We start from the raw sequence: 22,363 nt of genomic DNA on the forward strand, positions 1-22,363 counted from the left end.
AGCCCATGAGCGGTGTCATGAAGCGTATGGGGATGATCTTCCGCGCGAAGGCGAACAAGGCCCTTGACCGGGCCGAGGACCCGCGCGAAACCCTCGATTACTCGTATCAGAAGCAGCTGGAGCTGCTGCAGAAGGTGCGCCGTGGTGTCGCCGACGTGGCGACGTCCCGCAAGCGCCTCGAACTGCAGCTCGCCCAGCTGAACAAGCAGTCCTCCACCCTGGAGGACCAGGGCCGCAAGGCGCTCGCCCTCGGCCGCGAGGACCTGGCCCGCGAGGCCCTGTCCCGCCGCGCCGCGCTCCAGCAGCAGGTGACGGACCTGGAGACCCAGCACCAGACGCTCCAGGGCGAGGAGGAGAAGCTCACCCTGGCGGCCCAGCGCCTCCAGGCCAAGGTCGACGCCTTCCGTACGAAGAAGGAGACGATCAAGGCCACCTACACCGCGGCGCAGGCGCAGACCCGCATCGGCGAGGCCTTCTCCGGCATCTCCGAGGAGATGGGCGACGTCGGCATGGCGATCCAGCGCGCCGAGGACAAGACCGCGCAGCTCCAGGCGCGGGCCGGCGCGATCGACGAACTGCTCGCCTCCGGTGCCCTCGACGACTCCTCCGGCCTCGCCAAGGACGACATCCAGTCCGAGCTCGACCGCCTCTCCGGTGGTACAGATGTAGAGCTGGAACTGCAGCGCATGAAGGCCGAACTGGCCGGAGGGTCCAGCGGCGGCAAGCAGGCGATCGAGGGCGGCCAGGGCCAGGCGCAGACGCCGCAGCCGCAGGACACCCCGCGCTTCGACAAGCAGTAGCCCTACGCACGTCCCGAGGAGGACGACATGATCGTACGGATCATGGGGGAGGGGCAGGTGAAGCTGGCCGACAGCCACTTCGCCGAGCTGAACAAGCTGGACGACGAGCTGCTCGACGAGATGGAGAGCGGCGACGAGCCCGGCTTCCGCCGCACGCTGCACGCGCTCCTGGACAAGGTCCGGGAGCTGGGCACACCCCTCCCGGACGACGCCCTGGAACCCTCGGAACTGATCCTCCCCGCCCCGGACGCCACCCTGGACGAGGTCAAGGACATGCTCAGCGACGACGGCTTGATCCCGGGCTGAGGGACTCTGTGGGGGCCGCCGCAGGGAGCGCCCCGTAAGGGGCGCGGGGAACTGCGCGGCCAGCCAGGTCGCTCCCGCGGAAAAGGGAAATACGGCGATGCCTCCGTTCCCAGGCTCCGGGGGGCAGTTACCCATACCCCCGCCAGGCCCCCGCCAAGGCCCCGTAACGTGGAGAGAGTGACCACTCTCGTACGAGGCCGCGGCTGGGCCAGAACGCACCCGCTCGCGGTGGACGCGCTGCTGGCGACCGTCGTCCTCATCTGCATGGTCATCGGCTCCTTCGCCGAGCCCAACGGCCAGCACGGCCCCACCTGGGGCACCCGCACGCCGGACTTCCTGAGCCTGCTCCTGATGACCCTCGGCGCCCTCGCCCTGGTCTTCCGCCGCCGCGCCCCCTGGTCCGTGCTCGCCGCGACCTGCGCCGCCTCCATCGCCGAGCTGCTCACCGGCGAGCCCCGCGCGCCCGTCGTGATGTGCGCGGTGATCGCCCTGTTCACCGTGGCCGCGCGGACCGACCGGTCCACGACCTGGCGGATCGGCCTGGTCACCATGGCGGGGCTGACCGGCGTCGCCATGCTCTCGGGACCGCTTCCCTGGTACTCCCAGGAGAACATCGGCATCTTCGCCTGGACCGGCATGGCCGCGGCCGCGGGCGACGCGGTGCGCAGCCGCCGGGCCTTCGTCGCCGCGATCAGGGAGCGCGCCGAACGCGCGGAGCGCACCCGTGAGGAGGAGGCGAGGCGCCGGGTCGCCGAGGAGCGGCTGCGCATCGCCAGGGACCTGCACGACGTGGTCGCCCACCACATCGCGCTCGTCAACGTGCAGGCCGGCGTCGCGGCGCACGTCATGGACAAGCGGCCCGACCAGGCCAAGGAGGCACTCGCACACGTGCGGGACGCCAGCCGCTCCGCGCTCAACGAACTGCGCGCCACCGTCGGCCTGTTGCGCCAGACCGGCGACCCCGAGGCGCCCACGGAACCCGCGCCAGGACTGCACCGCTTGGACGAACTGGTCGACACCTTCCGCAACGCGGGCCTGCCCGTGGAGGTGGCCCTGGGACAGGTCGGCCTCGAACTGCCCGCCGCCGTCGACCTCGCCGCCTTCCGGATCATCCAGGAGGCGCTCACCAATGTGCAGAAGCACGCGGGTGTGACGGCGAAGGCCGAGGTCAGCGTCGTACGCGTAGGGCCGAACGTGGAGGTCACCGTCCTGGACGACGGGCCGGGCGAGGACAAGAACGCCAGGGACGGCGACCGGCGGGACGACCTGGACCGGACGGGGCACGCCGACGGCGGCGGGCACGGCCTCATCGGCATGCGCGAACGCGTCGGCGCGCTCGGCGGCCGCTGCTCGGCCGGGCCCCGATACGGAGGCGGCTTCCGGGTCCATGCGATCCTGCCGGTCACGGCCAAGGGAGGCACCGCGTGACGATCCGGGTACTGCTCGCCGACGACCAGGCGCTGCTGCGCAGCGCGTTCAAGGTGCTCGTCGACTCCGAGTCCGACATGGAGGTGGTCGGGGAGGCGTCCGACGGGGCGGAAGCGGTCCGGCTCGCCAAGTCCGAGCGGGCCGACGTGGTCCTGATGGACATCCGCATGCCCGGCACGGACGGGCTCGCCGCGACCCGGCTGATCAGCGCCGACCCGAGCCTCGCCCACGTACGCGTGGTGATGCTGACGACGTTCGAGGTCGACGAGTACGTGGTGCAGTCGCTGCGCGCGGGCGCCTCGGGGTTCCTCGGCAAGGGCGCGGAGCCCGAGGAGTTGCTCGGCGCGATCCGCATCGCGGCCGCCGGTGAGGCGCTGCTCTCGCCGGTGGCCACCAAGGGGTTGATCGCCAAGTTCCTCGCGCAGGGCGAGGGTTCGGACGGCGAGGGCGCGGTGCGCGGCGAGCGGCTCGACGCGCTCACCGGCCGCGAGCGCGAGGTGCTCGTGCAGGTGGCGGGCGGCCACTCCAACGACGAGATCGCCGAGCGCCTGGAGGTCAGCCCGCTCACCGTGAAGACCCATGTGAACCGTGCGATGGCGAAGCTTGGCGCGCGGGACAGGGCCCAACTCGTCGTCATCGCGTACGAATCGGGCCTGGTCCGTCCACGGGTGGAGTGAGATGCGGGGGTGGCGTACTGCGCCCGCAGTAGGCGCGGCATAAGAACGGGTCCCTGGGGTGAGGCTTGATGCCTTCTCCATGGCTGAGGGTGTGGGGTGGGCATCCGCTTGCCGGAGGCAGTGACCTCCCGGCGCCCGCCCGCTTCCGCCGCGCACGCCACAGAGAGAGACCCCCATGTCCTGGCTGTCCAGGTTCAGCCTCGCCCAACGGGCCCTAGTAGGGCTGATCTCGATCATCGCGATCGTCTTCGGCGCCATCGCGATACCGCAGCTCAAGCAGCAGCTGCTGCCCACCATCGAACTGCCCATGGTGTCCGTGCTCGCCCCCTACCAGGGCGCGTCCCCCGATGTGGTCGAGAAGCAGGTCGTCGAACCGCTCGAGAACAACATCGACGCGGTCGACGGCATCACCGGCATCACCTCCACGGCGAGCGAGGGCAACGCCGTGATCATGGCCCAGTTCGACTACGGCAGCGGCACCAAGCAGCTCGTCGCCGATGTCCAGCAGGCCGTGAACCGGTCCCGTGCCGAACTCCCCGACGACGTCGACCCGCAGGTCGTCGCGGGCTCCACCGACGACATCCCGACCGTCGTCCTCTCGGTCACCTCCGACAAGGACCAGCAGGCCCTCGCCGACCAGCTCGACCGCACCGTCGTACCGTCCCTGAAGGACATCGACGGCGTCGGCCAGGTCACCGTCGACGGCGTGCGCGACCTTCAGGTCGACGTCACCCCCGACGACAAGAAGCTGGCGAAGGCGGGCCTGTCGGGGGCCGCGCTCGGCAAGGCGCTCCAGGCGGGCGGCGCCACGCTTCCCGCGGGCTCCTTCGACGAGGAGGGCAAGAACCGCACCGTCCAGGTCGGCGGCGGCTTCACCTCGCTGAAGCAGATCCAGGACCTGCGGGTCACGCCCGAGGCCACGCCGGGCGAGCGGGCGGGCAAGTCCGTGCGCCTCGGCGACGTCGCCACGGTCAAGCAGGAGCAGGCCGCGGCGACGTCCATCACCCGCACCAACGGCGAGCCCAGCCTCGCCGTCGCGGTCACCATGGACCACGACGGCAGCGCCGTCGCCATCTCCGACGCGGTCAAGGACAAGCTCCCCGACCTGCGCAAGGACCTCGGCTCCGGCGCCGAGCTCACGGTCGCCAGCGACCAGGGCCCGGCCGTCTCCAAGTCCATCGAGGGCCTCACCACCGAGGGCGCGCTCGGTCTGGTCTTCGCGGTCCTCGTGATCCTGGTCTTCCTCGCGTCGATCCGCTCGACGCTGGTCACCGCGGTCTCCATCCCGCTCTCGGTCGTCCTGGCCCTGATCGTCCTGTGGACCCGCGACCTCTCGCTCAACATGCTGACGCTGGGCGCCCTGACCATCGCGATCGGCCGCGTCGTGGACGACTCGATCGTGGTCCTGGAGAACATCAAGCGCCACCTCGGCTACGGCGAGGAGCGCCAGGAGGCGATCCTCAAGGCGGTCCGCGAGGTCGCGGGCGCGGTGACGTCGTCGACCCTGACGACCGTCGCCGTGTTCCTGCCCATCGGTCTGGTCGGCGGCATGGTCGGCGAGCTCTTCGGCTCGTTCTCGCTGACGGTCACCGCGGCGCTGCTGGCCTCCCTGCTGGTCTCCCTCACGGTCGTACCGGTCCTCTCGTACTGGTTCCTGCGCGCTCCCAAGGCGATCCAGGGCGTCGACCCGGAGGAGGCCCGCCGCAAGGCGGAGGAGAAGGAGAACCGCAGCAGGCTCCAGCGGATCTACGTCCCGATCCTGCGCTTCGCGACCCGCCGCCGCCTCACCAGCCTCGGCATCGCGATCGTCATCCTGGTCGGCACGTTCGGCATGGCGCCCCTCCTGAAGACGAACTTCTTCGACCAGGGCGAGCAGGAAGTCCTCTCCATCAAGCAGGAGTTGAAGCCCGGCACCAGCCTCGGCGCGTCCGACGCGGCGGCCAAGAAGGTCGAGAAGATGCTCTCCGGCATCGACGAGATCAAGGACTACCAGGTCACCGTCGGCTCCTCCGGCTTCATGGCGGCGTTCGGCGGCTCCACCGACACCAACCAGGCGTCGTACACCGTGACCCTCAAGGACAAGGCGTCGTACGAGAAGACGCAGGACCGGGTCGAGAAGGAACTCGCCGGGCTCTCCGGCATCGGCCAGACCAAGGTGTCGGCCGGCGACGGCTTCGGCAGCCAGGACCTCAGCGTCGTGGTGAAGGCCGCCGACGGTGACGTGCTGCGCAAGGCGTCCGACCAGGTGCGTGCCGAGGTCGCCAAGCTCGACGACGTCACCGACGTGCAGAGCGACCTGTCGCAGAGCGTCCCGCGGATCTCGGTCAAGGCCAACGCCAAGGCGGCGGACGCCGGGTTCGACCAGACGACCCTCGGCCAGGCCGTCGCTCAGGCGGTGCGCGGCACCACCAGCGGCAAGGCCACGCTCGACGACACCGAGCGCGACGTCGTGATCAAGTCGGCGAAGCCGGCCGTGACCATCGACGAGCTGAAGAAGCTGCCGCTCGGTCCCGGCGTGCGGCTCGGCACGATCGCCGACGTGCGGCTGGTGGACGGGCCGGTCTCGATGACCCGGATCGACGGGGCGCGGGCCGCGACGATCACCGCCAAGCCGACCGGTGACAACACCGGCGCGGTCAGCGCGGACCTCACCAAGAAGCTGGACGCGCTGAAGCTCCCCGACGGCGCGACGGCCACGATCGGCGGCGTCTCCGAGGACCAGGACGAGGCGTTCGCCAAGCTGGGCCTCGCGATGCTGGCGGCGATCGCGATCGTCTTCATGGTCCTGGTCGCGACCTTCCGTTCGCTGGTCCAGCCGCTGATCCTGCTGGTCTCCATCCCGTTCGCGGCCACCGGCGCGATCGGTCTGCTCGTCGCCACGGACACCCCGATGGGCGTCCCCGCGATGATCGGCATGCTGATGCTCATCGGCATCGTGGTCACCAACGCGATCGTGCTGATCGACCTCATCAACCAGTACCGCGCACAGGGGTACGGCACGGTCGAGGCGGTCATCGAGGGCGGCCGTCACCGACTGCGCCCGATCCTCATGACGGCCCTGGCGACGATCTTCGCCCTGCTCCCGATGGCCCTGGGCATCACGGGCGAGGGCGGCTTCATCGCCCAGCCGCTCGCGGTGGTGGTGATCGGCGGTCTGATCACCTCGACGCTGCTGACCCTGCTGCTCGTCCCGACGCTCTACGCGATGGTGGAACTCCGCAAGGAGCGCCGGGCGAAGAAGAAGGCGGCGAAGCGCGCGAAGAAGGCGGGCACCCCGCTGGAGAAGGAAGCGGAACCGGCGCAGGTCTAGGGTCCCTCCGGCGTCGCGGGCGTCCCACCGGGTCTCACACGACGGGGTGCTCCTCACGGCGAGGAGCACCCCGTCGCCGTACACAGACCCGCAGCGCCACCAAAGCGAGCCCACTGCACGAGGCCATCCCACAGAACAACGGCACGGCCGTGTCCTCCCCACCCACTCCCACCAGCGGCGCGACCACCGCACCCCACCCGCTCTGCGCCGTACCGAGCAGCGCCGACCCCACGCCGGAGGCCCCCGGCACCTGGGCCAGCGCCAGCGCGGCCGAGTTGGCGACCACGAGTCCGAAACCCCCGCAGACCACACCCATCAGCGGCAGACACACGGGGATGGTCAGCAGCCCGGACACGGTCAGGGCCAGCAGCGCGCAGGACCCGGCGAGCATCGCCGTGAGTCCGCCCCGCAGCAGCGCCTCGGGAGCGACCCGGCCCACCAGCCGGGCCCCCGCCGCGCTGGCGAGCGTCACGGCCACCGCCCCGCCCGAGAAGGCCACGGCGGATGTCCCGACCCCCAGCCCGAGCACGTTCTGGAGCAGGAAGGCGGATCCCGCGATGTAGCAGAAGAGCATCCCGAACCCGAAGGTGAAGGCGAGGGTGTAGCCCACGTACGCCCGGTCCCCGAGCACCTCCCGCACCGCCGCGGCCGTCCGCCGGACCCCGCCCGCGTGCCGCCGCTCCCGCGGCAGGCTCTCCGGTACGCCGACCGCCACGACGGCCGTCACGAGCAGTGACACCCCGGCGAGCACCCAGAACACGCCCCGCCACCCGGCGCCCCCGATCACGGCGCCGCCCGCCAGCGGCGCGAGGACCGGCGCGATCCCGGCGAGTGTCATCAGCACCCCGAACAGCCGTGCGGCGGCGGCCCCTTGCACCACGTCGGAGACCACGGCCCTGCTGATCACCACGCCCGCCGCCCCGCTGAACCCGGTCAGGAACCGCAGCGCGACCAGCCACCCCAGCGAGGGCGCGACGGCACACAGCGCGGTCCCGGCGGTGCACACGGCGGCACCCACGAGCAGCGGCCGGCGCCGCCCGTACCGGTCGGAGAGCGGCCCGAAGACCAGATGCCCGACCGTCATCCCGACGAGGAACGCGGTCAGCGTGAGCTGCACCCCGGAGGCGTCGGTGCCCAACTCCCCGGCCATGCGCGGAAAGGCGGGCAGATACATGTCGGTCGAGAGCGGACCGATGAACGAGAGCAGCGCGAGGGCCGCGGTGAGCAGGGGACGGGGCATGACGAGGGGACCCTCCTGGGCAGCCGGCTGGGCGGGCACAGAAGAAAGGGGGGAGGGTCCGGACGAGCGCCGGGAGAAGTACGCGCGGTACTGGATGTGCGCGAGGAGCCTAGAACGTCGTAAGGGGCACCCGCAATGGCGGGTGCCCCTTACGCGGTGGGAAAGGCGTGACTACGGAAGCGCCAGCATCCGCTCAAGGGCCAGCTTCGCGAACTGTTCGGTCTCGCGGTCGACCTCGATCTGGTTGACGAGGTTGCCCTCGGCGAGGGACTCCAGGGTCCACACCAGGTGCGGCAGGTCGATCCGGTTCATGGTCGAGCAGAAGCAGACCGTCTTGTCGAGGAAGACGATCTCCTTGTCCTCGGCGGCGAACCGGTTCGCCAGGCGGCGTACGAGGTTGAGCTCGGTGCCGATGGCCCACTTCGACCCGGCGGGCGCCGCCTCCAGGGTCTTGATGATGTGCTCGGTGGAGCCCACGTAGTCCGCCGCGGCCACGACCTCGTGCTTGCACTCGGGGTGCACCAGGACGTTCACGCCGGGGATGCGCGCGCGCACGTCCTCGACCGACTCCAGCGAGAAGCGCCCGTGCACCGAGCAGTGCCCGCGCCACAGGATCATCTTCGCGTCGCGCAGCTGCTCGACGGTCAGGCCGCCGTTCGGCTTGTGCGGGTTGTAGAGGACGCAGTCGTCGAGCGAAAGACCCATGTCCCGCACCGCGGTGTTGCGGCCGAGGTGCTGGTCGGGCAGGAAGAGGATCTTCTCACCCTGCTCGAAGGCCCACTCCAGGGCGCGCTTGGCGTTGGAGGACGTACAGATCGTGCCGCCGTGCTTGCCGGTGAAGGCCTTGATGTCGGCGGAGGAGTTCATGTACGAGACGGGCACGACCTGCTCGGCGATCCCGGCGTCGGACAGCACGTCCCAGCACTCGGCGACCTGCTCGGCGGTGGCCATGTCGGCCATCGAGCAGCCGGCCGCGAGGTCGGGCAGGACGACCTTCTGGTCGTCGGTCGTGAGGATGTCCGCGGACTCGGCCATGAAGTGCACGCCGCAGAAGACGATGTACTCGGCCTCCGGCTTGGCGGCCGCGTCCTTGGCCAGCTTGAAGGAGTCGCCGGTGACATCCGCGAACTGGATGACCTCGTCGCGCTGGTAGTGGTGGCCGAGCACGAAGACCTTGTCCCCGAGCTTCTCCTTGGCCGCGCGGGCGCGCTCCACCAGGTCGGGGTCGGAGGGCGACGGCAGATCGCCGGGGCACTCCACGCCGCGCTCGCTCTTGGGGTCGGCCTCGCGGCCGAGCAGCAGCAGGGCGAGCGGCGTCGGCTGGACGTCGAGATCCACGGGGGACTGGGCGGTGGTCACGAGACACGCACCCTTTCTTCTCTGCAGACGACTTTTCGTCTAATTGACGTTATCTATCATAACCGCTTCACGTCAGTTTGACGATGGCCATAGTGTCGATGTGACGAATTCGCGGGAGCGAGGGCCGGTGCCCCACGGGATGCCATGTGCGAGCATGAAGGGGTAAGACGTAAGCGCTCGGCCCGGAATGAATCCGCGGCCCCGCCGGTTGCAACCGTCGGCAAGCAGTCTCCGTACAACCCGGGAGAGAAGCAGATGTCCGTATCGGACGAGACCACCACCGTGAGCGACGGCATCCTCCTGTCCGAGGCCGCCGCGGCCAAGGTGAAGGGCCTCCTTGAGCAGGAGGGCCGGGACGACCTGGCGCTGCGCGTCGCCGTTCAGCCCGGCGGCTGCTCGGGCCTGCGCTACCAGCTGTTCTTCGACGAGCGCTCGCTGGACGGCGACGTCGTCAAGGACTTCGACGGCGTGAAGGTCGTCACCGACCGGATGAGCGCTCCCTACCTGGGCGGCGCCTCCATCGACTTCGTGGACACCATCGAGAAGCAGGGCTTCACGATCGACAATCCGAACGCCACGGGCTCCTGCGCCTGCGGCGACTCCTTCAACTAGCCCGCGGGCCTGAAGGCGTACGCGTAAAGGCGGCGGCCCCCCGATCCTTCGGGGGGCCGCCGCCTTTCGCGCGTCCCGGGGCCGTTCCCGGATGTGCCCGCCAGGGGGCGTTCCCGGGTGTGCCCGCTACTTCGCCGGCACCGTCTCGCCCGCCGCGTCGACGACCTTCCGGTCACCGAGCGGCTTGTCGAGCTTCACCGTCTTCGAGATCTCCTTGGCCATCATGATGCAGACCTTGCCCTTCTGCCGGGTCTCGGTGACGGTGACCTTCACCCGGGTCCCGTCCTCGCTCGCCGAGGCCGCGTAGTCGCTGCACGCGCCGCCCCAGAAGCGCACGGTCAGCGAGGAGCCGTCGGCGCTGTAGGACTCGATCGCCGCCTTGCCGCTCTCGCCCTTGTCACCCTTCTCCGCCTTGTCGCCCGGCTTCCCGCTGGGCGCGGGCTTCGCCGGATCGCCGGGCGACGCGAGGAACTTGGGGTCGACCGCCGGGTGCGTGACGGTGAAGGTGTCCTGCGCGCCCCGCGGCTTCACCTCGAACAGCCAGGACGGTACGAGGGTCTGCCTGCCGTCCACGAAGTGCGTGGCGAGCCCGAAGACGGCGCCGCTGACCTCGACCGGCTGCGGCTTCGGGGCGGTGGACGACGGTTCGCACGGCGCCTGCTTGCCGCCGCTGCCGCCCTCGGCCTTCGTGCTGTCGTCCATGTGCGGCACGGGGGTCGCGCAGCCGCCGACGCCGACCGGGCCGCCACCGCCCGTCGAGTTCAGCCGGTCCAGCGTCTCGCGGGCGCTGATCACCGGATAGGTGTCGCCCTTCTCGGGGGCCTTCAACTGGCCGCTGCCGCCGACCACTTGACCGTCCGAGCCGACCTGGATGCCGGTCGACCAGCCGTACGTCGGCAGTCCGCCGATCTTCGGGTCGGCGTTCACCACCCGTACGGCGCCCATGAGTTGGCTCGCGTCCAGCTTCGCGTCGTCCTGGCCGAGCGCCTTCAGGACGGGCGCCGCGGCCTTCTTGGCGGCCTGCTCGCCCACCGCGTCGCCCGCGTCACCGTTCGGCGCGGTCGAGGTGGCCGAACAGGGCTTGCCCTTGGGGCAGTTGTCCGTCCCGCCGATGCCATGGCCGGAATACGTCCAGGTGCCCGGTGCCTGCTTGGTCACCTGGAGGGAGGGGCCCGAGCCGTCCTTGCCCTGCCCCACCTGCCAGGCGCCGTCCCGGCTCGTCGGCGTCCCGGAGACGCCGAGTGCCTTCGCCAGCCCGGTCACCTCGCTCCGGGTGACCTCGCCCCGCGCGTGATAGACGGGCGCCGAACCGGGGCCCTCGGGCAGCTTGCCCGTCGCCTTGTACGTCGCGCCGTTCGGGTCGGGCTCGCCCGGCGCGATGCCGTTCGTGCTGCCGGTCCCGTCCGTCCCGCCGCTGCCACCCGTGCCGCTCGCCTTCGCGCCGTCCGTGTAGCCGTCCAGGGCGAGCGGCGGCGGGGTGCCGCCGTTGCCCGCCGGAGTGCCGTCGCCACCCCGGTCGCCTCCGCCGCCGGACGCGGTCGTGGCGAAGTACGCGCCACCGCCGCCGATCAGCAGCACGGTGGCCGCGACCGAGGCGACGGCGAGACGGGAACGCCGCCGCTGTGGCTCGGCCGCCTCTTGATCGGATCGCTCGGTGCTCACCGCATCGCTCCTTCGCTGCACTGCTGTCCCGGGAGGCCCACGGAAAGCTGCAGGTGGGCCTCGTCGTATCTCACATCCCCTTTACGGGGGACGGCGATGGGACGCGGCAGGGGAGCGCGCGGTTCCCTCATCCGTGCGCCGGAGTCCGGAACCGGCCGCCCTCAGTCTCCGTATTCGGACATTCCGTCGAGAAGTCGCGCGGAGGCGGGCGGGACGGTGATCCCGTGGATCAAGGAGGGCGGTACGGGGGCGGTGGCGGCCGCGGCCGGTACCGCCCAGTGCGGTGCCATGCGGGCGCAGTCCCCGCGCAGCGTCTCCATGGTCTCCGGGGCGAGTTCGCCGGGGCGCTGTGCGACGGAATGCTTCGAGATGTGCTGGATAGCGGCCATACCGGAACCGTATGCAGCCGCCCCAGCACGAAGAAAGCCCTACTATCGGGTAGTTTTTGCCGCTTCAGTGGCGGCACCCTGACCCGGTAGCGTGAACTGTCAACCCCTCGCCTTCCCCTCGGGAGCATCCAGCCGTGCGTATCGCAGTCACCGGCTCCATCGCCACCGACCACCTGATGACCTTCCCCGGCCGCTTCGCCGACCAGTTGGTCGCCGATCAGCTGCACACGGTCTCGCTGTCGTTCCTCGTCGACGCCCTCGACGTACGAAGGGGAGGTGTGGCCGCGAACATCACCTTCGGCATGGGGCAGCTCGGCACCTCTCCGATCCTGGTCGGTGCCGCCGGCTCGGACTTCGACGAGTACCGCGCCTGGCTCGACCGGCACGGCGTGGACACCTCCGCGGTCCGGATCTCCGAGACCCTGCACACCGCGCGCTTCGTCTGCACCACGGACGCCGACCACAACCAGATCGGCTCCTTCTACACCGGCGCGATGAGCGAGGCCCGCCTCATCGAGCTGCACGCCGTCGCCGAGCGCGTCGGCGGCCTGGACCTCGTCCTGATCGGCGCCGACGACCCCGAGGCGATGCTCCGGCACACCGAGGAGTGCCGCTCCCGGCAGATCCCGTTCGCCGCGGACTTCTCCCAGCAGATCGCGCGCATGGACGGGGAGGAGATCCGGGTCCTCCTGGACGGCGCCACCTACCTCTTCTCCAACGAGTACGAGAAGGGCCTCATCGAGTCCAAGACCGGCTGGACCGAGGCCGAGATCCTCTCCAAGGTCGGCCACCGCGTGACGACCCTCGGCTCGCGCGGCGTGCGCATCGAGGCCGTCGGCCAGGACCCGATCGAGGTCGGCGTGCCGGAGGAGGAGGCGAAGGTCGAGCCGACCGGCGTCGGCGACGCGTTCCGCGCGGGCTTCCTCTCGGGCCTGGCCTGGGGCGTCTCGCACGAGCGCGCGGCCCAGGTCGGCTGCATGCTCGCCACCCTGGTCATCGAGACCGTCGGCACCCAGGAGTACGAGCTGAAGCGCAGCAACTTCATGGACCGCTTCACCAAGGCGTACGGACACGAGGCCGCCACCGAGATCCGCGCGCACCTCGGCTGACGGGTCACGAGCTCCGGCGGACCACATAAGCGGTGCCGTGGTCCGCCGGCCGCTCACCCACGTACTCGTGGTGCTGCGTCCAGCACCACGCGGGAATGTCCACGGCGGCGACCTCGTCGTCGGCGAGCACCGTGACGGTGCCGCCCACCCGCACCCGGCCGATCGCCCCGGCCAGTTCGATGACCGGCTGCGGGCAGCTCGTCCCCAGCGCGTCGACGGTCACGGCATCGGCGTCCCCGCCGCCGCCCCCGCCCGCGACCGGTGCCCCCAGGGTGTCCCGCACCCCGCGCACCACCCCGGGCAGCACGTCGAGGAATCGCTCGACCTCCGCGTCGTCGGCACCCATCGGCAGCGAGACCCTGACGTTCCCCTCGCTCACCACCCCCATGGCGCGCAGCACATGGCTCGGGGTCAGCGTCGAGCTGGTGCACGAGGAGCCCGACGACACCGAGAAGCCCGCCCGGTCCAGCTCGTGCAGCACGCTCTCCCCGTCGACATAGAGACAGGAGAAGGTGACCAGGTGCGGAAGGCGCTGTACCGGATCGCCCACCACCTGTACGTCCGGCACGAGCTCGGGCACCCGCGCCCTGATCCGCTCCGTCAGCTCCCGCAGCCGCGCGCCCTCCGCGACCGCTTCGGCGCGCACCGCCCGCAGCGCGGCGGCCGCCGCCACGACGGCCGGGATGTTCTCGAATCCGGCGGCTCGCCCCGATTCCCGCTCGTCGACCGCGCCTCGCGGGGCGAACCGCACCCCCTTGCGTACGACGAGGAGTCCCACCCCCGCGGGCCCGCCCCACTTGTGGGCGCTCCCGGTGAGCAGCGACCAGTCCCCTTCCACGGGACCCCAGGGCAGCGACTGCGCCGCGTCCACGAGCAGCGGCACCCCGGCCGCGCGGCACGCGGCGGCCACCTCGGCCACCGGCTGCTCGGTGCCCACCTCGTGGTTGGCGGACTGCAGACAGGCCAGCGCGGTGTCCGCGCGCAGCGCCGCGGCGTACGCCCCGGGATCGACGGCCCCGCCCCGGCCCACCGGCACCTCGGTGACCGCCCCGCCGTCCGCCTCATGGGCCGCGGCCGAATGGAGCACCGACGAATGTTCGACGGCCGACACGATCAGGTGGTTTCCGACGCGCCGCCGCCCGGCCAGCGCGCCCGTCATCCCGGAGTGCACCGCGCGGGTCCCCGAAGAGGTGAAGACGAGCTCGTCGGGCCTGCACCCCACGGCGTCGGCGGCCGCCTCGCGCGCGGCGTCGAGCAGCAGCCTGGCCTGCCGCCCCTCCCGGTAGAGCCGCGCCGGATCGGCCCACCCCTCGTCCAGCGAGGCCACCAGGGCCTGCCGGGCGACGGGATGCAGGGGAGCGGAGGAAGCAACATCGAAGTAGGCCACGCGCCCACGCTAGAACGTCCTCTCGGGGGCGCGCCCCGGGGGAGCGCCCCGTAGGTGCGCGGGGAACCGCGCGACGAGCCACGACGGGCCCGCAGTCGCGGACCAGGAGATTCCGCCGAGTCGACGGGCGTTCCGACCCTCCGTCAGAAGGCCGTCGACGGCAGGGCGCCCACCCTTCGGAGTGACCCGCGGCGCGTTAGGCACCCTCCCCGCGCGACCCCAAATAGCGTCCAGTAGGGTTTGGTCCGCATAAACATCCAAACCCCTGCCCGCCGCAGGGCGGCAGCCGACCAGCGAGAAGGCCGCAGCCATCAAGTGCGGGCGAGACTCTCGGGAAGGCGCTACGTGAGTCCCAACGGCTCCGACCGCTCGTCGCGGCGCCCGATGCGGCGGAAGCTGCCGCAGGTGCTGACTGCGGGCCTGATCCTGGTGACCGCCACCGGTTGCACATATAAGGATTTCCCCCGCCTTGGAATGCCCACCCCGGTAACGGAAGAGGCTCCTCGGATTCTCTCCCTCTGGCAGGGCTCGTGGGCGGCAGCGCTCGCCACGGGCGTGCTGGTCTGGGGCCTGATCCTGTGGAGCGTCATCTTCCACCGGCGCAGCCGCACCAAGGTGGAAGTACCTCTGCAGACGCGTTACAACATGCCCATCGAGGCGCTGTACACGGTCGTCCCCCTCGTCATCGTCTCCGTGTTGTTCTACTTCACGGCACGCGACGAGTCGAAGCTCCTCGCTCTCGACGACAAGCCCGCCCACACGATCAACGTGGTCGGCTACCAGTGGAGCTGGGGCTTCAACTACGTCGAGAACGTGCCGGGCGCAGGCAAGGACAACGCCAAGACGTCCAAGGACCTGGACGCCATTCCGGACCGTTTCCGCAAGGACTTCCCGGCGAACGCCAACGGTGTCTACGAAGTCGGTACGCCCGGCGAGCGGAACCCCCAGAACGGCAACCCCGGCCCGACCCTGTGGCTCCCCAAGGGCGAGAAGGTCCGCTTCGTCCTCACTTCGCGTGACGTCATCCACTCCTTCTGGGTGGTGCCGTTCCTCATGAAGCAGGACGTGATCCCGGGCCACACCAACGCCTTCGAGGTGACTCCCAACAAGGAGGGCACCTTCATGGGCAAGTGCGCCGAGCTCTGCGGCGTCGACCACTCCCGGATGCTCTTCAACGTCAAGGTCGTCTCTCCCGAGCGCTACCAGAAGCACCTGGAAGAGCTCGCGAAGAAGAACCAGACCGGTTACATCCCGGCCGGCATCGAGCAGACGGGCCACGAGAAGAACCGGGAGACGAACAACCTGTGAGCATCCTCAACGAACCCCAGGGTGCCGCGGCAGCAGACGACTCGTACGAGGACGAGCTGCCGGTCAGGCGCAAGCAGCCGGGAAACGTCGTCATCAAGTGGCTGACCACCACTGACCACAAGACGATCGGCACGCTCTATCTGGTCACGTCGTTCGCGTTCTTCTGCATCGGCGGTGTGATGGCGCTCTTCATGCGCGCCGAGCTCGCCCGCCCCGGCACGCAGATCATGTCGAACGAGCAGTTCAACCAGGCGTTCACGATGCACGGCACGATCATGCTGCTGATGTTCGCGACGCCGCTGTTCGCGGGCTTCGCGAACTGGATCATGCCGCTGCAGATCGGCGCGCCCGACGTCGCCTTCCCGCGGCTGAACATGTTCGCCTACTGGCTGTACCTGTTCGGCTCGCTGATCGCGGTCGGCGGTTTCCTCACGCCGAACGGCGCGGCCGACTTCGGCTGGTTCGCCTACAGCCCGCTCTCGGACGCGGTCCGGTCGCCGGGCATCGGCGCCGACATGTGGATCATGGGTCTGGCCTTCTCCGGCTTCGGCACGATCCTCGGCTCGGTCAACTTCATCACCACGATCATCTGCATGCGCGCACCGGGCATGACCATGTTCCGCATGCCGATCTTCGTGTGGAACGTGCTGCTCACCGGTGTCCTGGTGCTGCTGGCCTTCCCGGTGCTCGCCGCCGCGCTGTTCGCCCTGGAGGCGGACCGTAAATTCGGTGCGCACATCTTCGACGCGTCCAACGGTGGCGCGTTGCTGTGGCAACACCTCTTCTGGTTCTTCGGCCATCCAGAGGTGTACATCATCGCGTTGCCGTTCTTCGGCATCATTTCCGAGGTCATTCCGGTCTTCTCCCGAAAGCCGATGTTCGGCTACATGGGTCTGGTCGGAGCCACGATCGCGATCGCCGGTCTGTCCGTGACGGTGTGGGCCCACCACATGTACGTCACAGGCGGTGTGCTCCTACCGTTCTTCTCCTTCATGACGTTCTTGATCGCCGTACCAACAGGCGTGAAGTTCTTCAACTGGATCGGCACGATGTGGAAGGGCTCCTTGTCCTTCGAGACACCGATGCTGTGGGCGGTCGGCTTCCTCATCACCTTCACCTTCGGTGGTCTGACGGGCGTCATCCTGGCCTCGCCGCCGATGGACTTCCACGTCTCCGACTCGTACTTCGTGGTCGCGCACTTCCACTACGTCATCTTCGGCACCGTGGTGTTCGCGATGTTCTCCGGATTCCACTTCTGGTGGCCGAAGTTCACCGGCAAGATGCTGGACGAGCGGCTCGGCAAGATCACGTTCTGGACGCTGTTCGTGGGCTTCCACGGCACGTTCCTGGTGCAGCACTGGCTCGGTGCCGAGGGCATGCCGCGTCGTTACGCGGACTACCTCGCGGCCGACGGCTTCACCGCGCTGAACACGATCTCGACGATCTCCTCGTTCCTGCTCGGCCTGTCGGTCCTGCCGTTCTTCTACAACGTCTGGAAGACGGCGAAGTACGGCAAGAAGGTCGAGGTCGACGACCCGTGGGGCTACGGCCGTTCGCTGGAGTGGGCGACGTCCTGCCCGCCGCCGCGGCACAACTTCCTCACCCTGCCGCGCATTCGCAGCGAATCCCCGGCATTCGACCTGCACCACCCCGAGATCGCCGCGCTCGACCAGCTCGAGAACGCCGGTCACGGTGACAAGGCGCTCGCGGGCACCAAGGAGGCCGGCAAGTGAAGATCCAGGGCAAGATGTTCATCTGGCTGAGCGTCTTCGTCCTCGCCATGGCGATCGTCTATGGCGTGTGGTCGAAGGAGCCGGCCGGTACCACGGCGCTCTTCCTGGCCTTCGGCCTGTGCATCATGATCGGCTACTACCTGGCCTTCACGGCCCGGCGTGTCGACGCTGCCGCACAGGACAACACCGAGGCCGACGTCGCGGACGAGGCCGGCGAGGTGGGCTTCTTCAGCCCGCACAGCTGGCAGCCGCTCTCCCTGGCCGTCGGTGGCGCGCTCGCCTTCATGGGTGTCGTCTTCGGCTGGTGGCTGCTGTACTTCTCGGCCCCGATCCTGCTGATCGGCCTGTGGGGCTGGGTATTCGAGTACTACCGCGGCGAGAACCAGACCCAGTGAGTCTGTAGTTCCCGTTCCGCACCGAAGGGGCCCGGACACTCCGCGAGGAGCGTCCGGGCCCCTTCGCGTACGCCCGGAAGGGCCGCGCCACCCGTGGGAGACCCTCGTACGGGTCACTCGCCGCGCCGGACCTGACCAACCTTCATACCGTGTGATGTATGAGCCACTCACCGCGAATCCGCACGGTACTGAGCTGCACGATGCTGGTGGCCGCCCTCGGTGCGGGGGCCACGGCATGCGGCAGCTCCGACGGCCACCCGCTCTCGGCTAAGCCGTACGACGCGGCCGGCCAGATCGCCTTCAACGGCCCCGTGGGCAGCCAGAAGGCGGATCCGGACAAGCCCCTCGAGGTGACCGCCCAGGGCGAGGACGGGCGCATCACCGATGTGACGGCCACCGACGCGCTGGGGCGGTACGTGGCGGGCGAACTCTCCGCCGACGGCGCCCGGTGGCACAGCACGGTGCCGCTGGCGGCGGGCGCCCACTACACGGTGCGGGTGAGCACCGAGGACGAGGAGGGCTCGCCCGGCCGCAAGGTCATGACCTTCGACACCACCGAGGCCGCCAAGAAGAAGCAGCTGAAGGTCACCTTCGGCCCCGACGCGGGCAAGTACGGCGTCGGCCAGCCGGTCACGGCCAAGCTCAGCGCCCCGGTGAAGGGCAAGGAGGCCAGGGCGATCGTCGAACGCGCCCTGCGCGTCCAGTCGATGCCCTCGACGGAGGGCGCCTGGTACTGGGTGGACAGCGAGACGCTGCACTACCGCCCGAAGGAGTACTGGCCCGCCAACGCGACCATCAATGTCTCCAGCAACCTGGAGGGCATCAAGGTCAACGACAAGCTGTGGGGCGGCGCGGCCAAGCCGCTGAAGCTGACCACGGGCGACAAGATCGTGGCTGTGACGGACGCCTCGTCGCACTGGATGACGGTCTACCGCAACGGCGAGGAGATCAACTCCATCCCGGTGACCACGGGCAAGCCGGGCTTCTCCACGCGCAACGGCGTCAAGGTGGTCCTGGGCAAGGAGTACGTCGTCCGCATGACGAGCGCCAGCATCGGTGCCTCCGACTTCTACGACAAGCAGGTGTACTACGCGACCCGCGTCACTGATTCAGGTGAATATGTCCACGCGGCGCCCTGGTCGGTGGGCTCACAGGGCTACGACAACACCAGCCACGGCTGCACCGGCATGAGCACCGGCAACGCCGCCTGGTTCTACGAGACCGTCCGCCAGGGCGACATCGTCACGGTCGTCAACAGCTACGGCGAGGACATGGACCCGTTCGGCAACGGCTACGGCGACTGGAACGTCGGCTGGAAGAAGTGGCGCGAGGGCAGCGCGCTCCTGAGCGGCGCCAAGGAGGGCCCCGCGGCGGTCGAAGCGGCCCGACTGCGGCCGCAGGTCTAGCGGCCCCGCAGAACAGCACAGAGGGCCCCGCGCGACGGCGCGGGGCCCTCTGTCGTGATCGGGACGCGGGGCACGGGCCCCGACGGCGGGCGCGTCAGGCGCCGACGGCGAGCCTGGAGCGCAGCAGGGCGGCCAGGGCGTCCGCGAACTCCACCGGCTCGACCGGAAGGGTCACCGCCGCTTCCGCCCGGCTCCAGGTGGCGAGCCAGGCGTCCTGCGGGCGCCCGATGAGCAGCAGCACGGGCGGGGCCTGGAAGACCTCGTCCTTGATCTGGCGGCACACCCCCATGCCCCCGGCGGGCCTGGCCTCGCCGTCGAGCACACAGACGTCGATGCCGCCCCGGTCCAGCTCCTTGAGCACGGCGGCGGGCGTGGCGCACTCGACGAACTCGACCCCGGGAACGTCCGTCGCCGGCCTGCGCCCGGTGGCCAACCGGACTTGCTCGCGGGTGCTCGCGTTGTCGCTGTAGACCAGCACCGTGGCGGTCGGCTGCATTGTTCCTCCGATACGTCGAGCTGCGTCATGGGACGGGAACCGATGCGCGGATGCTACTCCTCCCGACACCCCGTCAACACCGGTTCGGACAGGCCTCCGATGGGCCATCCGGGCAGGACACACCCCGCAGACACTCCGAACGGCACCCCCCGGGGTGAGAGCGAGATAAGCGACCGACATAATGTCGGTCGTGGCGACAGCAACGACAGTAGATACCGGGCACGCGCACCCGCCGGTCAATCGACCGAACCTCACCAGCGTCGGAACCATCATCTGGTTGAGTTCCGAGCTGATGTTCTTCGCGGCCCTCTTCGCGATGTACTTCACCCTGCGATCGGTGACAGGTCCTGATCACTGGAAGGAAATGGCTTCGGCCCTGAACTTCCCGTTCTCGGCGACGAACACCACCATCCTGGTGCTCTCCTCTCTCACGTGTCAGCTCGGCGTGTTCGCCGCTGAGCGTGGCGACGTGAAGAAGCTCAGGATGTGGTTCATCGTCACCTTCATCATGGGTGCGATCTTCATCGGCGGTCAGGTGTACGAATACACCGAGCTGGTCAAGCACGAGGGCCTCTCGCTCTCGTCCGACCCGTACGGCTCGGTCTTCTACCTGACCACCGGCTTCCACGGACTGCATGTGACAGGCGGCCTGATCGCCTTCCTGCTGGTCCTCGGTCGCACCTACGCGGCCAGGAGGTTCACCCACGAACAGGCGACCGCCGCCATCGTCGTGTCCTACTACTGGCACTTCGTCGATGTGGTCTGGATCGGCCTTTTCGCCACGATCTACATGATCAAGTAGCGGCGCGTCGCTCACGCGACATACCGACACATTCCAGAAGCATCGACGCAGAAGATCCTGACACCGGGGTAATCCGTGAAAAAGCTCTCCGCACGACGACGCCATCCGCTGGCGGCGGTCGTCGTCCTACTCCTCGCGCTGGCGGCCACCGGGGGGCTGTACGCCGCGTTCGCGCCGGCGGACAAGGCGCAGGCCGATGACACCGCCCAGTCCCTCGCCATCGACGAGGGCAAGAAGCTCTACGCCGTGGGCTGCTCCAGCTGCCACGGAACCGGCGGTCAGGGCTCCTCCGACGGTCCGAGCCTGGTGGGCGTGGGCGCCGCCGCTGTCGACTTCCAGGTCGGCACCGGGCGCATGCCGCTCCAGCAGCAGGGCGCCCAGGCGCCCAAGAAGAAGGTCATCTACAACCAGGCCCAGATCGACCAGCTCGCGGCGTACATCTCGTCGCTGGGCGCCGGTCCCTCGGTCCCGACCGAGAAGCAGTACAGCCCGGACGGGGCGGACATCGCCAAGGGTGGCGAGCTGTTCCGCACCAACTGTGCCCAGTGCCACAACTTCACCGGTGAAGGTGGTGCGTTGACGCACGGCAAGTTCGCGCCTTCGCTCGAGGGTGTCTCCCCGAAGCACGTCTACGAGGCCATGCAGACCGGCCCGCAGAACATGCCGTCCTTCCCCGACACCACGATGCCGGAGAAGGAAAAGAAGCAAATCATCGCGTACCTCGACGCGGTCAACGGTGAGAAGACCGAGAGCCCTGGCGGTCTCAAGCTGGGTGGTCTGGGTCCGGTCAGTGAAGGCCTGTTCGGCTGGATCTTCGGCCTCGGCTCGCTGATCGCGGTCGCCGTGTGGGTCGCCGCTCGGACCGCAAAGGCCAAGAAGTCATGAGTAGCCAAGAGATTCCAGAAGAGAAGAACCTGCCCAGCGAGCAGGGGGCCGAGCACGGCTCGGTGGCGGTCGCGGACGAGAACCCGTTCGCCGACCCGGGCCTTCCGCCCCACGAGCACCGTGTCCAGGACATCGACGAGCAGGCCGCGAAGCGCTCCGAGCGCGCGATCGCGTTCATGTTCACGCTGTCGATGCTGGCGACGGTCGGCTTCATCGCCTCGTTCGTGACCATTCCCGCGGACAAGAACATCTTCGTCTGGCCGATCGGTCACATCAGCGGCCTGAACTTCGCCCTGGGTCTGACCCTCGGCGTGGCGCTGTTCTGCATCGGCGCGGGCGCGGTCCACTGGGCCCGCACCCTGATGTCCGACGTGGAGATCGCCGACGAGCGGCACGCGATCGCGGCCGAGCCCGAGGTCAAGGCCAAGGTCATGGCCGACTTCAAGGCCGGTGCCGAGGAGTCGCAGTTCGGCCGGCGCAAGCTGATCCGCAACACGATGTTCGGCGCCCTCGCGCTGGTCCCGCTCTCCGGTGTCGTCCTGCTGCGTGACCTCGGGCCGCTGCCCGAGGACAAGCTCCGGCACACCAAGTGGGCCAAGGGCAAGATGCTCGTGAACATGAACACCCACGAGCCGCTGCGTCCCTCGGACGTGCAGGTCGGTTCGCTGACGTTCGCGATGCCCGAGGGCATGTCGGAGCACGACCACGACTTCCAGACCCAGATCGCCAAGGCCGCCCTGATGATCGTCCGGATCCAGCCGGAGAACATCAAGGACAAGCGCGAGCTCGAGTGGTCGCACGAGGGCGTCGTGGCGTACTCCAAGATCTGCACCCACGTGGGCTGCCCGATCTCCCTGTACGAGCAGCAGACGCACCACGTCCTCTGCCCGTGCCACCAGTCCACCTTCGACCTCTCCGACGGCGCCCGAGTGATCTTCGGCCCGGCCGGTCACGCCCTGCCGCAGCTGCGCATCGGTGTGAACGAGGAGGGCTACCTCGAGGCGCTCGGCGACTTCGAAGAGCCCGTCGGTCCTGCCTTCTGGGAGCGCGGATGAGCAC

20 protein-coding genes are annotated in these 22,363 nt (G+C 69.4%); 14 read left to right on the forward strand and 6 right to left on the reverse strand.

Going from position 1 to position 22,363, the window contains the following annotated elements; genetic code table 11:
- Positions 1-5 precede the first annotated feature (5 nt).
- The 5 genes from ACIO9J_RS19715 (at position 6) to ACIO9J_RS19735 (ending at position 6,521) form a co-directional block, all read left to right on the forward strand.
- The gene (locus tag ACIO9J_RS19715; RefSeq protein WP_402000653.1) at positions 6-800 is read left to right on the forward strand and encodes a PspA/IM30 family protein; all 795 of its coding nucleotides are present in this window, start codon (positions 6-8) and stop codon (positions 798-800) included.
- A 27-nt stretch (positions 801-827) separates the two neighbouring features.
- Positions 828-1,106: a hypothetical protein gene (locus ACIO9J_RS19720; RefSeq protein ID WP_402000656.1), complete on the forward strand. Its 279-nt coding sequence runs from the start codon at positions 828-830 to the stop codon at positions 1,104-1,106.
- 177 nt (positions 1,107-1,283) lie between these two features.
- The gene (locus ACIO9J_RS19725) at positions 1,284-2,534 is read left to right on the forward strand and encodes a sensor histidine kinase (protein ID WP_402000659.1); all 1,251 of its coding nucleotides are present in this window, start codon (positions 1,284-1,286) and stop codon (positions 2,532-2,534) included.
- Entirely contained in the window at positions 2,531-3,211 is a 681-nt protein-coding gene (locus tag ACIO9J_RS19730) for a response regulator (protein WP_402000662.1), read from the forward strand. Before ACIO9J_RS19725 ends, ACIO9J_RS19730 begins: the two co-directional genes overlap by 4 nt.
- Before the next feature lie 175 nt (positions 3,212-3,386).
- Positions 3,387-6,521 (forward strand): efflux RND transporter permease subunit, encoded by a 3,135-nt coding sequence (locus ACIO9J_RS19735; RefSeq protein ID WP_402000665.1) that lies wholly within the window; start codon positions 3,387-3,389, stop codon positions 6,519-6,521.
- 34 nt (positions 6,522-6,555) lie between these two features.
- On the opposite strand, the gene ACIO9J_RS19740 is transcribed toward ACIO9J_RS19735, so the two are convergent.
- Both ACIO9J_RS19740 and nadA read right to left on the reverse strand, forming a co-directional pair.
- A complete protein-coding gene (locus ACIO9J_RS19740; protein ID WP_402000668.1) occupies positions 6,556-7,761 on the reverse strand; it encodes a multidrug effflux MFS transporter in 1,206 nt (401 codons plus the stop codon).
- 171 nt (positions 7,762-7,932) lie between these two features.
- The gene (gene nadA, locus ACIO9J_RS19745; protein WP_402000671.1) at positions 7,933-9,120 is read right to left on the reverse strand and encodes a quinolinate synthase NadA; all 1,188 of its coding nucleotides are present in this window, start codon (positions 9,118-9,120) and stop codon (positions 7,933-7,935) included.
- A gap of 255 nt (positions 9,121-9,375) precedes the next feature.
- Between nadA and ACIO9J_RS19750 the strand changes: the two genes are divergently transcribed.
- Positions 9,376-9,732, forward strand: coding sequence for an iron-sulfur cluster assembly accessory protein (locus ACIO9J_RS19750; RefSeq protein WP_098242032.1), 357 nt, complete (start codon positions 9,376-9,378; stop codon positions 9,730-9,732).
- A 126-nt stretch (positions 9,733-9,858) separates the two neighbouring features.
- Here ACIO9J_RS19750 and ACIO9J_RS19755 read toward each other — a convergent pair whose 3' ends face one another.
- Entirely contained in the window at positions 9,859-11,394 is a 1,536-nt protein-coding gene (locus ACIO9J_RS19755) for a hypothetical protein (protein WP_402000674.1), read from the reverse strand.
- A 161-nt stretch (positions 11,395-11,555) separates the two neighbouring features.
- Positions 11,556-11,783 (reverse strand): hypothetical protein, encoded by a 228-nt coding sequence (locus ACIO9J_RS19760; RefSeq protein WP_402001160.1) that lies wholly within the window; start codon positions 11,781-11,783, stop codon positions 11,556-11,558.
- Positions 11,784-11,917: 134 nt separating this feature from the next.
- On the opposite strand from ACIO9J_RS19760, the gene ACIO9J_RS19765 reads away from it, so the two are divergent.
- Positions 11,918-12,892, forward strand: coding sequence for a carbohydrate kinase family protein (locus ACIO9J_RS19765; protein ID WP_402000677.1), 975 nt, complete (start codon positions 11,918-11,920; stop codon positions 12,890-12,892).
- 4 nt (positions 12,893-12,896) lie between these two features.
- Here the strand turns inward: ACIO9J_RS19765 and ACIO9J_RS19770 are convergent, their stop codons facing one another.
- Complete coding sequence (locus ACIO9J_RS19770; protein ID WP_402000679.1) at positions 12,897-14,279, reverse strand: cysteine desulfurase/sulfurtransferase TusA family protein; 1,383 nt, start codon at positions 14,277-14,279, stop codon at positions 12,897-12,899.
- Positions 14,280-14,624: 345 nt separating this feature from the next.
- Here ACIO9J_RS19770 and coxB point away from each other — a divergent pair, with 345 nt between their 5' ends.
- The 4 genes from coxB to ACIO9J_RS19790 all read left to right on the forward strand — a co-directional run bounded on the left by coxB (position 14,625) and on the right by ACIO9J_RS19790 (position 19,121).
- Positions 14,625-15,587 carry a cytochrome c oxidase subunit II gene (coxB, locus tag ACIO9J_RS19775; RefSeq protein WP_402000682.1) on the forward strand — a complete coding sequence of 321 codons (963 nt, stop codon included), beginning with the start codon at positions 14,625-14,627 and terminating at the stop codon, positions 15,585-15,587.
- A complete protein-coding gene (gene ctaD / locus ACIO9J_RS19780; RefSeq protein ID WP_402000685.1) occupies positions 15,584-17,320 on the forward strand; it encodes a cytochrome c oxidase subunit I in 1,737 nt (578 codons plus the stop codon). Before coxB ends, ctaD begins: the two co-directional genes overlap by 4 nt.
- The gene (locus ACIO9J_RS19785; protein WP_402000688.1) at positions 17,317-17,715 is read left to right on the forward strand and encodes a cytochrome c oxidase subunit 4; all 399 of its coding nucleotides are present in this window, start codon (positions 17,317-17,319) and stop codon (positions 17,713-17,715) included. Before ctaD ends, ACIO9J_RS19785 begins: the two co-directional genes overlap by 4 nt.
- Before the next feature lie 158 nt (positions 17,716-17,873).
- On the forward strand, positions 17,874-19,121 hold the full coding sequence (locus ACIO9J_RS19790; protein ID WP_402000691.1) for an Ig-like domain-containing protein: 1,248 nt from the start codon (positions 17,874-17,876) through the stop codon (positions 19,119-19,121).
- 94 nt (positions 19,122-19,215) lie between these two features.
- Here the strand turns inward: ACIO9J_RS19790 and ACIO9J_RS19795 are convergent, their stop codons facing one another.
- Positions 19,216-19,617, reverse strand: a complete 402-nt coding sequence (locus ACIO9J_RS19795; RefSeq protein ID WP_402000694.1) for a hypothetical protein — start codon at positions 19,615-19,617, stop codon at positions 19,216-19,218.
- 181 nt (positions 19,618-19,798) lie between these two features.
- Here ACIO9J_RS19795 and ACIO9J_RS19800 point away from each other — a divergent pair, with 181 nt between their 5' ends.
- The 3 genes from ACIO9J_RS19800 to ACIO9J_RS19810 all read left to right on the forward strand — a co-directional run bounded on the left by ACIO9J_RS19800 (position 19,799) and on the right by ACIO9J_RS19810 (position 22,359).
- A complete protein-coding gene (locus tag ACIO9J_RS19800; protein WP_055566234.1) occupies positions 19,799-20,419 on the forward strand; it encodes a heme-copper oxidase subunit III in 621 nt (206 codons plus the stop codon).
- 75 nt (positions 20,420-20,494) lie between these two features.
- The gene (locus ACIO9J_RS19805) at positions 20,495-21,304 is read left to right on the forward strand and encodes a c-type cytochrome (RefSeq protein ID WP_402000697.1); all 810 of its coding nucleotides are present in this window, start codon (positions 20,495-20,497) and stop codon (positions 21,302-21,304) included.
- The gene (locus tag ACIO9J_RS19810) at positions 21,301-22,359 is read left to right on the forward strand and encodes a Rieske 2Fe-2S domain-containing protein (protein WP_402000700.1); all 1,059 of its coding nucleotides are present in this window, start codon (positions 21,301-21,303) and stop codon (positions 22,357-22,359) included. Before ACIO9J_RS19805 ends, ACIO9J_RS19810 begins: the two co-directional genes overlap by 4 nt.
- Positions 22,360-22,363: the final 4 nt, after the last annotated feature.

Origin of the sequence: Streptomyces sp. NPDC087300 (assembly GCF_044744425.1) — a bacterium.
GTDB lineage: Bacteria > Actinomycetota > Actinomycetes > Streptomycetales > Streptomycetaceae > Streptomyces.